This is a genomic window from Acidovorax sp. LjRoot74 (assembly GCF_964254355.1).
Lineage (GTDB): Bacteria > Pseudomonadota > Gammaproteobacteria > Burkholderiales > Burkholderiaceae_C > Acidovorax.
On the sequence record NZ_CAXUTI020000001.1, the window covers coordinates 2,684,851 to 2,698,557 of the forward strand.

Sequence of the window (13,707 nt, forward strand, 5' to 3'; positions counted from 1 at the left end):
AATTGCTGCGCGGGTGCTTGGCCTTGCCCGTCAGAGGGGCTGGGCCTCTGCCTGCTGCGCCACCCGCACCTGGTTGCCGCCGCTTTTTTTCGATAGGTACATGGCCTCGTCGGCGTGGCCCAGCAGGTGGTGTTCCTCGCCCCCGTGTTCTGGGTAGATGGCGACGCCAATGCTGGGCTGGATGTTCAGGCGAATGCCTTCCAGATCGAACGGCTGGGCAAAGGCCGACAGGATCTTGTCGGCCACGGTGGCGGCGTGGTCGCGCGCCAGGCCGCTTTCGAGCAGCACCACAAACTCGTCGCCCCCCAGGCGGGCCACGGTGTCGGAGCCGCGCACGCATTCGAGCAGGCGCTGCGCCACGCGCTGCAGCAGCAGGTCGCCCATGGCGTGGCCCAGGGTGTCGTTGACGTCTTTGAATCGGTCCAGGTCGATGAACAGCAGCGACAGCAGGCGCTGGTCGCGCCGGGCCCTCGCCAGGGCGGTCTTGAGGCGGTCCAGAAACAGCTGGCGGTTGGGCAGGTGGGTGAGCTGGTCGTACTGGGCCATGTGCTCCAGGCGCTCGTGCATCTGCTTGCGCTCGATGGCTGCAGCCACCTGGGTGGAGACGAACTGCAGCAGGTCCTTGTCCTTGTCGGTGTAGCGGCCCTGTTCGGTGTAGCTCTGCAGCACCAGCGCACCGATGGCGCCTTTCTGGGTTTGCAGGGGCACGCCCAGCCAGTACAGGGGCGGGCGCTGCTGCGGGGCGGGCGGTGGGTGGGCCGTGCGGTTCTCAGGGGTCAGCAGCAAGGTGCAGCCATTGCTGATGACTTCGGCACACAGCGCATCTTGGGCCAGCGCCATGGGGGAGGGGGCAGGCAATGACTCGTTGACGTGGTAGGGGAAGCTCAGCGAGTCGGCCTGCGGGTCGTACAGCGCCACCGCGAAGTTGGTGGCGGGCAGCAGCCGCCCGATGATCTGGTGGATGTGCTGGAACAGCGCCTGCAGGTTCTGTGTGGTGTGGGCCGCCTCGGAGATCGCATAGATCACGGCCTGCATGGATTCGGTGAGGCGGCGCTCGGTGATGTCGTGCGCCACGGCCAGCCGCACCTGCTGCTCGGGCAGCCAGCGGGCCGTCCAGCGGATGTGGGCAATGGTGCCGTCCTTGCGCAGGTAGCGGTTCTCGAACTGCAGCTGCAGGTTGCCTTCGGTCACGCTCCTGGCCTGGCGCTGGGTGATGGCGAGGTCATCGGGGTGAACCATGTCCAGCATGCGCTTGCCAACAACTTCTTCGGGGCGGTAGCCAAAAATGCGTTCAAACGCGGGGCTCACAAAAACGATGGTGCTGTCTGCATTGACGAGGCAGACGGCATCGAGCATCAGGTCCACCACGTTCAAAGAAGGAATGCTGTGCATGGGCGGCGCGCGCAAGGTGCTGGGAAGAGAACACCCATTGTGCCGCGCGCATTGCGTTTGTCGCCGCTTTTGTGGCGCTGTGTGGATAAACAAATACGCCCCATTCCGTCTGCCGTGCCGTCCCCGTCCCGTTGGAGACAGGGCACAGGCGCCGGATCTCAGGTGTACCTGGCTTCTAGCGCATCCCACTCGGTCTTGCGCACCAGCCGCTGGCGCTCGGCAAAAGGTGCCACCAGGGCGGGGTCTTCGTCGATGCGCTGGTTGTCGCGCAGCACCGTGAGCGCCTTTTGCATGCCCGCCACTGCGCCCTGCAGCGCCGCGTTGGCGTAGAGCACCAAGCCATAGCCCAGGGTGGCCAGTTCGTCGGCGCTGGTGATGGGCGTCTTGCCGCCGATCACCATGTTCATGAGCTGGGGCGCTGCCAGCCGCTGGGGCAGGGCGCGGATCTCGTCCAGCGTGGTGACGGCTTCGACAAACAGGATATCGGCGCCAGCCTCCTCAAAGCGCCGGGCACGCTCCACCGCCGCCTCGAAGCCTTGTGTGGCGCAGGCGTCGGTGCGGGCCAGGATGAGGGTGCCCGCGTCACGGCGCGCATCCACGGCGGCCTTGATCTTGCCCAGCATTTCATCGGTGCTGATCACCTCTTTGCCGTTGAAGTGCCCACAGCGCTTGGGGCTGACCTGGTCTTCGAGCTGGATGCAATCCGCCCCCGCGCGCTCCAGCACACGCACCGCGTGGTAAGTGTTGAGCGCGTTGCCAAAGCCGGTGTCTGCATCGACGATGAGCGGCAGCTCTACCGCGTCGCGGATGCGCGCCGTGTGGTCGGCAATGTCGGTGAGGCCCATGAAGGCCTGGTCAGGCAGGCCGAACCACATGTTGGTCACGCCCGCGCCGGTTACGTAGAGGGCTTCAAAGCCCAAGTCGGCTACTACGCGGGCCGAGAGGGCGTTGAACGCGCCCGGCACGATGACGCCCCGACGGGCCTGGGCCAGGGCTTTGAGTTGTTGTTTGGTGTTCATGAATTGCTGGAGAATTGATTTGCTATATTTTTGATAGCTATAAAGGCATGATGGACAGGCGGAAGAGGCTAAAAATTCTTAGAAAATTCGCCGGGCACCCTCACCCAACCCTCCATCAGGATGCGTGCGCTGCGGCTCATCAGGGCCTTGGTCACCTTCCACTGGCCCTTGATTTGCGCAGCCTCGGCTCCCACGCGCAGGGTGCCCGAGGGATGGCCAAACCGCACGCTGCTGCGCACGCCACCGCCTGCCGCGAGGTTGACCAGCGTGCCGGGGATGGCTGCCGCCGTGCCAATGGCCACCGCCGCCGTGCCCATCATGGCGTGGTGCAACTGGCCCATGGAGAGCGCGCGCACCAGCAGGTCGATGTCTTTGGCGTCAATGGTTTTGCCGCTGGAGGCTGTGTAGCTCGCAGGCGGCGCAACGAACGCGATCTTGGGCGTGTGTTGGCGGGTGGCGGCCTCGCCCAGTGCATGGATCAGCCCCATGCGCAAGGCGCCGTGGGCGCGGATGGCCTCGAAGCGCGCGATTGCCGCCGCATCGCCATTGATCGCGCCTTGCAGCTCGGTGCCGGTGTAGCCCAGCTCCTGTGCGTTGAGAAAAATGGTGGGGATGCCCGAGTTGATCAGCGTGGCGGCGAAGCTGCCGACGCCGGGGACCTCCAAGGTGTCCACCACATTCCCGGTGGGGAACATGGCGCCCCCTGCGTCGCCATCGTCCGCCGGGTCCATGAACTCCAGTGCCACCTCGGCGGCTGCAAAAGTCACGCCGTCCAGCTCGAAGTCGCCCGTCTCCTGCACCTGTCCGTGGGCCATGGGCACATGCGCCACGATGGTCTTGCCGATGTTGGCCTGCCAGATGCGGACGGGGAAGGTGCCGTCCTGCGGAAGGCTCGCCGCATCGATCAGCCCCATGTGGATGGCGCAGGGCCCCACCGCCGCCGAGAGGTTGCCGCAGTTGCCACTCCAGTCCACAAAGGGCTGGTCGATGGACACCTGGCCAAACAGGTAGTCCACGTCGTGCCCCGGCCGCGTGCTGCGCGACAGGATCACTGCCTTGCTGGTGCTCGACGACGCATTGCCCATGCCGTCGATTTGCTTGCCATACGGGTCGGGGCTGCCCAGCACGCGCAGCAGCAGAGCGTCGCGCGCGGGGCCGGGTTGCTGGGCCGGTGCAGGCAGGTCGTCAAGGCAGAAGAACACGCCTTTGCTGGTGCCGCCGCGCAGGTAGGTGGCGGGGATTCGGATTTGAGAGGCAGTAAGCATGGTTAGAAAAACTTAGGCAGGCCGCCGTCGCCGGATGGTGGGTGCGGTTGGGTCAAAAGAGCGGCAGTTGTGTGCTGGACGGGTCGGGCGGCGCGGGCTGCAATGGCCAACGGCCGATGGTTTCGTAGCTGTAGCTGCCGCTCTCGTCGTTGCGGCCCACCACCAGCAGGATTTCGTCGATGGTCCAGACAATCGGGTTCATCTGTGTAGGGCCCAGGCGTGTTGGCGCCCAGTAGCTAATGGTGGTGTGTGGCGTGTGGCCTGTTTTCGTCGCCAGCCCTTCTGTGCTCAGCGCGTGCCGGACTGCCGCTAGCAAGGCATCGAAGCAGTGCGGCCTTCCACGGGCCCGGAAGGACCATTGGATGGTTGTTTTGCCCTGATCTTTGTACACCCCGTCTCGAATGCGATTGAGCACCAGCGTGCATGCGCGCGCCTTCACACCGGCGCCTGCGCGCAGCATTTTCTGGCGCATTTCCGGGGTGTCCCCATAGCGGTCCGACAGAGTCTGGTGCCAGTTGTCCATGGGAGACAAGGTACTTTGCTCCAGCCCATTGCGTGCAATGGCGATCCACATCGCTGCAGTCACCTCAGGCGGTGGCTTGGCCATGAAAATCAGCCGGGAGCCTCTCATGGCCGCTGCCTCGCTCCACGTTGCTGGCGGCCAGAAAGTCCTGCGCAAAGCGCTGTAGGACTCCCCCGGCTTCGTAGATGGAAACCTCCTCGGCCGTGTCCAGGCGGCAAGTCACGGGTACTTTGGCGCATGCCCCATTTTGACGGCGGATGAGCAGCGTGAGGCAGGCGCCTGGCGCGCGGTGGCCCTCCACGCCATACACCTCCGTCCCATCCAGCCCCAGCGTGGTGCGGTTCACCCCCGCCCCAAACTCCAGCGGTAGCACCCCCATGCCGATCAGGTTGGTGCGGTGGATGCGTTCAAACCCCTCGGCCACCACCACCTCCACCCCCGCCAGCCGCACGCCCTTGGCGGCCCAGTCGCGGCTGGACCCTTGGCCGTAGTCGGCGCCCGCGATGATGATGAGCGGCTGGCGGCGGTGCAGGTAGGTTTCGATGGCCTCCCACATGCGCATCACCTGGCCCTCGGGCTCCACGCGGGCCAGCGATCCTTTTTGGACCTTGCCATCAACCACAGCCATCTCATTGACCAGTTGTGGGTTGGCAAACGTGGCGCGCAGGGCTGTGAGGTGGTCGCCCCGGTGGGTGGCGTAGGAGTTGAAGTCCTCCTCCGGCACGCCCATGCGCGCCAGGTATTCGCCCGCCGCGCTGCCGGGCAGGATGGCGTTGGACGGTGAGAGGTGGTCGGTGGTGATGTTGTCGGGCAGGATGGCCAGCGGGCGCATGCCCTGCAGGGTGCGCGGCTGGGCAGCCAGCGCGCCGATGCCCTCGGTGTCCCAGTAGGGCGGGCGGCGGATGTAGGTGGACTGTGGGCGCCAGTCGTACTGCGGCGACACGCGCTCGCCATCATCCTGCTGGATGGCAAACATGGGTTCGTACACGGCGCGGTAGTGCGCGGGTTGTACTGCCGCTTGCACCACGGCGTCGATTTCTGCATCGCTGGGCCACAGGTCCTTGAGCCGGATGGGGTGGCCGTCCACCACCGCCAGCACATCCTTTTCGATGTCAAACCGCACCGTTCCCGCAATGGCGTAGGCCACCACCAAGGGGGGCGAGGCCAGAAACGCCTGTTTGGCGTACGGGTGGATGCGCCCGTCAAAGTTACGGTTACCTGAGAGCACGGCGGTGGCGTACAGGTCGCGGTCGATGATCTCCTGCTGGATCGCAGGGTCCAGCGCACCGCTCATGCCGTTGCAGGTGGTGCAGGCAAAGGCCACGATGCCAAAACCCAGCGCCTCCAGGTCGGCCAGCAGACCGGCTTCTTTCAGGTAAAGCTCCACCGCCCGGGAGCCCGGCGCGAGCGAGGTCTTGACCCAGGGCTTGCGCGTGAGGCCCAGCCGGTGCGCGTTGCGCGCCAGCAGCGCGGCCGCGATCACGTTGCGCGGGTTGCTGGTGTTGGTGCAGCTGGTGATGGCGGCGATGACCACGGCTCCATCGGGCATCGTGCCTTCGCCCGGCGAGGGCATAGCCCAGGGGCCTGCAATGCCCCGGGAGGCCAGGTCGGACGTGGCCACGCGCGCATGTGGGTTGGAGGGGCCAGCCAGGTTGCGCACCACGGTAGACAGGTCAAAGCGCAGGGTGCGGTCGTACATGGCGCCGTTGAGCGCATCCGCCCGCAAGCCAGCGGCTTTTGCATAGGTCTCGACCAGCTTCACTTGGCTGGCCTCGCGGCCGGTCAGCCGCAGGTAGTCCAGCGTCTGCTCATCGATGCTGAACAGCGCCGCCGTGGCGCCATATTCCGGCGCCATGTTGGAGATGGTGGCGCGGTCGCCAATGGTGAGCCTGGCGGCGCCCTCACCAAAGAACTCCAGGTAGGCGCCCACCACCTTTGCCTTGCGCAAAAACTCGGTGAGCGCCAGCACCACATCGGTGGCGGTGATGCCGTCCTGGCGCTGGCCGGTCAGCTCCACGCCCACGATCTCGGGCAGCCGCATCATCGATGCGCGGCCCAGCATCACGTTCTCGGCCTCCAGGCCGCCCACGCCGATGGCGATCACGCCCAGCGCATCCACATGCGGCGTGTGGCTGTCGGTGCCCACGCAGGTGTCGGGGTAGGCCACGCCCTGGTCGGCATGGACCACGGGCGACATCTTTTCCAGATTGATCTGGTGCATGATCCCGTTCCCCGCCGGGATCACATCCACGTTGGCAAAGGCCTTTTTCGTCCACTCGATGAAGTGAAAGCGGTCTTCATTGCGGCGGTCTTCAATGGCGCGGTTCTTGGCAAACGCATCGGGGTCGAACCCGCCACATTCCACGGCCAGCGAATGGTCCACGATGAGCTGAACCGGCACCACGGGGTTCACCTGGGCCGGGTCGCCGCCCTCCTTGGCAATCGCATCGCGCAGGCCCGCCAGGTCCACCAGCGCCGTCTGGCCCAGGATGTCGTGGCACACCACGCGCGCGGGGTACCAGGGGAAGTCGCGGTCGCGCTTGCGCTCGATGAGCTGGCGCAGGCAGTCGTTGACGATGGCCGGGTCGGCGCGGCGCACGATGTTCTCGGCGTGGACCCGGGCGGTGTAGGGCAGGGTGGCCCAGGCGTCAGGCTGCAGGGCTTCGACAGCGGCGCGGGCGTCGAAGTAGTCCAACTGCGTGCCGGGCAGCTGCTTGCGATACAGGGTGTTCATGGGCGTGGGGCTGGGGGCGTTGTTTTACTTGCGGTCTTGAATGGGCACAAACACCAGGTCTTCGGGCCCGGTGTAGTTCGCGCTCGGCCGGATGATCTTGTTGTCGATGCGCTGCTCAATGATGTGCGCCGCCCAGCCGCTGGTGCGTGCAATGACGAACAGGGGCGTGAACATGGCGGTGGGCACGCCCATCATGTGGTAGCTCACGGCGCTGAACCAGTCGAGGTTGGGGAACATCTTTTTCACCTCCCACATCACCGATTCCAGCCGCTCGGCAATGTCGAACATCTTGGTGCTGCCCACCGCGTGCGACAGGCTGCGTGCCACGCCCTTGATGACCACGTTGCGTGGGTCGCTCACCGTGTAGACCGGGTGGCCGAAGCCGATCACGACCTCCTTGGCCTCCACGCGGCGGCGGATGTCGGCCTCGGCTTCGTCGGGGCTGTCGTAGCGCTTCTGGATCTCGAAGGCCACCTCGTTCGCGCCGCCATGCTTGGGGCCGCGCAGCGCACCGATGGCGCCGGTGATGGCCGAATACATGTCGCTGCCCGTGCCTGCCACCACGCGGGCGGTGAAGGTGGAGGCATTGAACTCATGCTCGGCGTACAGGTTGAGCGAGGTGTGCATGGCGCGCTCCCAGGCCGCACTGGGTGCTGTACCGTGCAGCAGGTGCAAAAAGTGCGCGCCGATGGAGTCGTCATCCGTCTCCACCTCGATGCGGCGGCCCGAGCTGGCCCAGTGGTACCAGTAGAGCAGCATGGAGCCCAGCGATGCCATCAACCGGTCTGCAATGTCACGGGCGCCGGGCAGGTTGTGGTCGTCCTTTTCGGGCAGCGCGCAGCCCAGGGCCGAGACCCCCGTGCGCATCACGTCCATCGGGTGGCTGGCGGCGGGCAGTTGCTCCAGCGCCTGCTTCACACTCATCGGCAGGCCGCGCAGGGCCTTGAGCTTGGCCTTGTAGGCACGCAGCTCGGCGCGTGTGGGCAGCTTGCCGTGCACCAGCAGGTGGGCAATCTCTTCAAACTCGCAGACCTCGGCAATGTCCAGGATGTCGTAGCCCCGGTAGTGCAGGTCGTTGCCCGTGCGGCCCACGGTGCACAGGGCGGTGTTGCCCGCTGTCACGCCCGACAGGGCCACGGATTTCTTGGGCTTGAAGCCCGGGGTTTCAACGGTGGTGGGGGTGGTCATGGGGTCTCCTCCGGGTTCAGATAGGCGTTGGCGATGGGCGTGGGGCGGCCTTTGGCGTCCACGGCCACCATGTCGAAAACCCCTTGCAGCACGGCCTCTGGCGGCGAGCCCAGCGTGGCGGCCAAGCCGTTCACGCACACGGTGAGCGAGCTGCGGCCCATGCGGCTGACCCAGGCGCGCAGCGTGAGCACATGGCCCACGGGCACGGGGGCCAGAAAACGCACATCGGTCACGCCCGCCATCACCACGTCGCGCGCTGCGGCACCGCGTGCCGCCAGAAACGCCGCCTTGGCCATGAGCTGCAGGGCGTTGCCGCCAAACAGCGTGCCGTAGTGGTTGGCTTCGGCGGGGAAGACGATTTCCGTCAGCTCGACGGTGCCGTGAGGGGTTGTCATGATTCGCAATTTACGCACAATGGCACCCATCTGTAAGGGCTGAATTGGCGAATGATTGCGAAGGCGGCATCTGTGATTTGCAAAGTTTGCGAATTTTTGAGACCGCTCCGTTGCGAAAGAATCAATGAAAAAAACCTTCATGGGGGTGCGCCTGCGCCGCCTGCGCGAAGAGCGCGGCATGACCCAGGTGGCGCTGGCGCGCGCGCTGGACCTGTCGGCCAGCTACCTGAACCAGCTGGAGCAGAACCAGCGTCCGCTCACCGTGCCGGTGCTGCTCAAGATCAACGCCGTGTTCGGCGTGGATGTGCAGCGGTTCTCCGACGACGACGAGGCGCGCCTCATCACCGGCCTGCGCGAGGTGCTGGCCGACCTGCCCGCAGGTGTGGGCGGGGAGGGCGCGGGCGATGCTGTGTCGCTCGCCGAAATCCGCGAGCTGGCCGCCGGCATGCCCGCCGTGGCGCGCACACTGCTCGCGCTGCACCAGCGGCACCGCCAGGCGCTCGAACGCCTGGCCGCCCTGGGCAACGACCGGGGCGGGGAGGGCGCCATGGCCCACCACCCACCCATGGCCTATGAAGAAGTGCGCGACTTCTTCTTTGCACGCCAGAACCACATTGCCGAGCTGGACGACGCGGCCGAGCAGTGCGCCGCCGACTGGGGCCTGCTGCCCGGTCGTACGGACGAGGCGCTGGCCCAGCGCCTGCTGGCCGCCCATGGCGTGCGGGTGGTGGACGTGGCCGACCTGCCGGGGCAGGCGCAGCGCGTGTTCCAGGCCGACACCGGCGTGCTGCAACTGGCCGTGGGGCTGGAGCGGGGGCAGCGGGCGTTTCAGATGGCGACGCAGCTGGCGTTTCTGGAACAGGGCGCCGCGCTGCAGCATTTGGCCGACGCGGCCGGGCTGTCGAGCGACCAGGCCCGCGCGCTGGCGCGCATTGGCCTGGCCAACTACTTTGCGGGGGCGCTGGTGCTGCCCTACACCGCCTTTTTGCAGGCGGCAGAGGCCGCGCAGTACGACATCGACCGGCTGGGCCAGCAGTTTGGCGTGGGTTTCGAGACCGTGTGCCACCGCCTGTCCACCCTGCAGCGGCCCAGCGCGCGGGGGGTGCCGTTCTTCTTCATCCGCGTGGACCGGGCGGGCAACATCAGCAAGCGGCAGTCGGCCACCCACTTTCACTTCAGCAAGATTGGTGGTACCTGCCCACTGTGGAACGTGTACGAGGCCTTTGCCCAGCCAGGCCGCATCGTGCCGCAGGTGGCGCGCATGCCCGACGGACGGGCCTACCTGTGGGTGGCGCGCACCGTGTCGCGCAGCGGGGGCGGTTGGGGTGTGCCGGGCAAGGAGTTCTCGGTGGCGCTGGGCTGCGACATCCGCCATGCGCCGCAACTGGTGTATTCCCGGGGGCTCCATCTCGCCAACCCCGAGGCCGCCGTGCCAATCGGCATGGGCTGCAAGGTGTGCGAGCGCGATGCCTGCCCGCAGCGCGCGTTTCCGCCCATCGGGCGCGCGCTGGACGTGAACGAGAACCGCAGCCGGTTTGCGCCTTACCCGGTGGCCACAGGGCCCGCCGTGACTGCCCGGTCATGAAAAACGCTCATCATTTCATAGCTTGCAAGGCATGACAGTGTTGCGGCAGCAGCACTTTTTTCTTGAAAAATGCGCCGTAACAAAATGTTGGTCCCGCTGGGCCGGGATTGCCGCTATCCTGCGCACTTTCCATCGGGCCGGGGCATGTACCGGCCAGGCATCTCAAAGGCACTTTTCTGAATCTCCTGGGTTCTTCCCCTTCGATTGCATCGCCCCCACCAGGCCGCTATAGGCATTGGCTGTATGGCTTGGCCGTGGCCGTGTTGGGGTTGGGGCTGAGCCTCTGGCTGGGCAGGCACCAGGCGGATTCGATGGCACAAATCAACGATGCCCGCTTCACGCAGGAGACGCGGGCGTTCTCCGACGCTCTGGGCCAGCGCATCACCGGGCACACCGAGGTGGTCAACGGCCTGCGCGGCCTGTTCACCGCCAACCCGCATCTGTCGCGCCTGGACTTCGAGCGCGCTGCCAGCGAGATGGAGGTGGGCCAGCGCTACCCCGGGGTGCGCAACCTGTCGTTCACGCGCTGGGTGCCGGGGCCGGAGCGCGAGGCCTACGAAGCCCGTGTGCGGGTGGACACCTCGCTCTCGCCCGATGGGTTCCCTGATTTCAAAATCCACCCGCCGGGCGAGCGCGCCGAATACTTTGTGGCCGAGTACCTGTGGCCCATGGTGGGCAACGAAGGGGTGCTGGGCCTTGACATCAGCGCCCAGCCCACCAATCTGGCGGCCATGCGCTACAGCCGCGACAGCGGGCAGACCGTGGTGTCGGCGCCGTTCGACCTGATCCAGGAAGAAAAATACCGCCAGGGCATCGTGATCCGCGTGCCGGTGTTCGACCCCACGGCGGGCACAGCCGAGCAGCGTTTTGTGGGGGCCGTGGCCTCTACGCTGCGGGTGTACGACCTGGTGCAGGGCCTGGGCAGCCAGGGGTTTTTGAATGGCATTGCCGTGGCCATGACCGACCAGGGCCCGGTGCGCACGGATTCGAACGAGACCACCGTGCGCCAGTTGCTGGAGCAGACCGCGCCCGGCCTGCTCGGCGCCCAGCCCCTGGTGCGCGATCTGGTGGTGCACGACCGGCGCTGGCAGCTCACGTTCTACCCCACACGCTCGTTCCTGGCGCCGCCCGAGGCGCGGCTGCCGCTGCTGGCGGGGCTGGCCGGGGTGCTGGTGTCGCTGCTGCTGGCGTCCACGGTGGGGCTGCTGGTGCGCCAGCGCACGCTGGCGCTGGTGCGCGCCCAGGTGTCCGATGCGGCGCGGCGCGAGAGCGAGGAGCGTTTTCGCGCGCTGTTCAACCAGGCCACCGTGGGCGTGGCACAGGTGGATTCCGACACCGGGCAGTTCCTGCGCCTGAACCAGCGCTATGCCGACATCCTTGGCTACAGCATGGACGAGATGGTGGGCAAGACCTTCCAGAGCCTCACGCACCCCGACGACCTGGCTGCCGACATGGCCCAGGTGCGGCGCCTCAAGAGTGGCGAGTTGCCCGAGTACCGTCTGGAAAAACGCTACATCCACAAGGACGGGCATGTGGTCTGGGGCGACCTCACCGTGTCGTCCATGTGGATCACCGGCCACCACATCGCCGTGGTGCAGGACATCACCTCGCGCAAGAGCATGGAAGAAACCCTGCGCGCCAACGAACAGCGCCTGCGCAGCATCCTGGAGCGCCTGCCCATGGGCCTGTGTGTGGTGCAGGACGACGGCCTCATCAGCTTCCGCAACGAACGGTATGTGCAGATCTGCGGCTACACCCAGGAAGAAGTCCCCGACGTCAACACCTGGTGGCAGCGCGCCTACCCGGACGCTGCGGAGCGCGATGCCATTCGGCAAAAGCTGATCGATGCCCGAAACCAGGGCGTGATCCCCGCCGCCGAGTACACCATCCGCTGCGCCGACGGCAAGCTCAAACCGGTGGAGATCTCCGGGATCTTTGTGGAGGGCGGGCGCCTGATCACCATGCAGGACCTGAGCCAGCACAAGGCCGCCGAGGAAGAGATCAACACCCTGGCGTACTACGACCCGCTCACCCGCCTGCCCAACCGGCGCCTGTTGATGGACCGCCTGCAGCAGGCGCTGGCCACCAGCGCACGCCACCACCGCAGCGGTGCGCTGCTGATGCTGGACCTGGACAACTTCAAGACCCTCAACGAAACCCGGGGCCATGACAGGGGCGATGCTTTGCTTTCGCAGGTGGCGCACCGCCTGCGCGGCTGTGTGCACGAGGATGACACCGTGGCCCGCCAGGGCGGCGACGAGTTTGTGGTGGTGCTGGAAGACCTCGGGGGCAGCCCCGAAGAGGCCGCCGCGCGCGGCGAAGAAGTGGGCCAGCGCATCCTGTCCGTGCTGCGCGAGCCTTACCAGCTCGATGGCGACACGCACCACAGCTCGCTGAGCATGGGCGTCACCGTCTTCAGCGGCATGCATGAGACGGCGGACGAGCTGCTCAAGCGGGCCGACCTGGCGCTCTACCAGGCCAAGGACGCGGGCCGCGACACCCTGCGCTTTTACGACCCCCGCATGCAGGCCGCCGTGAGCGCGCGGGCCGCCCTGGAGCTGGACATGCGCACCGGCCTGGCCCAGGGGCAGTTCGAGCTGTACTACCAGCCGCAGATCGACCACGGCCACATCATTGGCGCCGAGGCCCTGCTGCGCTGGCGCCACCCGCGCGACGGGTTTGTCTCGCCCGCCCACTTCATCCCGCTGGCCGAAGAGACCGGCCTCATCCTGCCGCTGGGCGAGTGGGTGCTGAAGACCGCCTGCCAGTGCCTGGCCACGTGGGCCCAGCAGCCCGCGCTGGCGCCGCTGAGCCTGGCAGTGAACGTGAGCCCGCGCCAGTTCCACCAGAGCGGCTTTGTGGCCCAGGTGCTGGCGGCCCTGGCAGGTGCCGGGGCCGACGGCCGCCAGCTCAAGCTGGAGATGACCGAAGGCCTGCTGCTGGAGGACGTGGAAGACACGATCGACAAGATGGGCCAGCTCAAGGGCTATGGCGTGGGCTTCTCGCTCGATGACTTCGGCACCGGTTATTCGTCGCTGAGCTACCTCAAGCGCCTGCCGCTGGACCAGCTCAAAATCGACCAGAGCTTTGTGCGCGATGTGCTCACCGACCCCAACGACGCTGCCATTGCCCGCACCGTGGTGGCCCTGGGCACCAGCCTGGGCCTGCGCGTGATCGCCGAAGGGGTAGAAACCGAGGCCCAGCGCGAGTTTCTGGAGCGGCACAACTGCCACGCCTGGCAAGGCTACCTGCTCAGCCCGCCGTTGCCCCTGGCCGAGTTCGAGGCCTTGGTGCACCGCACCAATATTGCAGGCGGGGCGTTACCCCCGGTTTGACGACCGTGCCGGGCCTGGGGCAGGGCGCGGGGCTTTTATGGCGCCCGGCCCGCCAAGTTTGGGGCATATGGTTGATTCAAAATTGATAGCTAAAAAGTCATAATGGTCGCGCGCAGAGGCATGTTTTAACCAAATGTTTCCGCCGCCAGCGGCGTAGGGAGGCCTCCCAACCCGCCAGGCACCGGATGCAGGCAGGCGGCGCGGTATCATTCCGCCGTGGCTGCGCCCGCGTGTTCCCTGCCCGGAGCGCCCGCCCGGCGCCCCTTTCTGT

Annotated in this window: 9 protein-coding genes; 2 read left to right on the forward strand and 7 right to left on the reverse strand. The window is 66.6% G+C overall.

Annotation, left to right across the window (positions count from 1 at the left end; translation table 11 throughout):
- Positions 1-30: 30 nt before the first annotated feature.
- The 7 genes from ACSQ3O_RS12550 to ACSQ3O_RS12580 all read right to left on the reverse strand — a co-directional run bounded on the left by ACSQ3O_RS12550 (position 31) and on the right by ACSQ3O_RS12580 (position 8,516).
- Positions 31-1,392: a sensor domain-containing protein gene (locus tag ACSQ3O_RS12550; protein WP_137745383.1), complete on the reverse strand. Its 1,362-nt coding sequence runs from the start codon at positions 1,390-1,392 to the stop codon at positions 31-33.
- A 158-nt stretch (positions 1,393-1,550) separates the two neighbouring features.
- Positions 1,551-2,411, reverse strand: coding sequence for an isocitrate lyase/PEP mutase family protein (locus tag ACSQ3O_RS12555; protein ID WP_137745384.1), 861 nt, complete (start codon positions 2,409-2,411; stop codon positions 1,551-1,553).
- A 68-nt stretch (positions 2,412-2,479) separates the two neighbouring features.
- Positions 2,480-3,676, reverse strand: coding sequence for a 2-methylaconitate cis-trans isomerase PrpF (gene prpF / locus ACSQ3O_RS12560; RefSeq protein WP_436139093.1), 1,197 nt, complete (start codon positions 3,674-3,676; stop codon positions 2,480-2,482).
- Positions 3,677-3,728: 52 nt separating this feature from the next.
- Positions 3,729-4,199 carry a hypothetical protein gene (locus ACSQ3O_RS12565; protein ID WP_436139094.1) on the reverse strand — a complete coding sequence of 157 codons (471 nt, stop codon included), beginning with the start codon at positions 4,197-4,199 and terminating at the stop codon, positions 3,729-3,731.
- A gap of 64 nt (positions 4,200-4,263) precedes the next feature.
- On the reverse strand, positions 4,264-6,933 hold the full coding sequence (gene acnD / locus ACSQ3O_RS12570) for a Fe/S-dependent 2-methylisocitrate dehydratase AcnD (protein WP_436139095.1): 2,670 nt from the start codon (positions 6,931-6,933) through the stop codon (positions 4,264-4,266).
- Positions 6,934-6,957: 24 nt separating this feature from the next.
- Entirely contained in the window at positions 6,958-8,121 is a 1,164-nt protein-coding gene (prpC, locus tag ACSQ3O_RS12575) for a bifunctional 2-methylcitrate synthase/citrate synthase (protein WP_436139096.1), read from the reverse strand.
- Entirely contained in the window at positions 8,118-8,516 is a 399-nt protein-coding gene (locus ACSQ3O_RS12580; protein ID WP_137745388.1) for an acyl-CoA thioesterase, read from the reverse strand. The genes prpC and ACSQ3O_RS12580 overlap by 4 nt, the downstream gene beginning before the upstream one ends.
- 124 nt (positions 8,517-8,640) lie before the next feature.
- Between ACSQ3O_RS12580 and ACSQ3O_RS12585 the strand changes: the two genes are divergently transcribed.
- Both ACSQ3O_RS12585 and ACSQ3O_RS12590 read left to right on the forward strand, forming a co-directional pair.
- The gene (locus tag ACSQ3O_RS12585) at positions 8,641-10,101 is read left to right on the forward strand and encodes a short-chain fatty acyl-CoA regulator family protein (protein ID WP_436139097.1); all 1,461 of its coding nucleotides are present in this window, start codon (positions 8,641-8,643) and stop codon (positions 10,099-10,101) included.
- 311 nt (positions 10,102-10,412) lie between these two features.
- Positions 10,413-13,436, forward strand: coding sequence for a bifunctional diguanylate cyclase/phosphodiesterase (locus ACSQ3O_RS12590; RefSeq protein ID WP_436139098.1), 3,024 nt, complete (start codon positions 10,413-10,415; stop codon positions 13,434-13,436).
- The last annotated feature ends 271 nt before the right edge of the window (positions 13,437-13,707 follow it).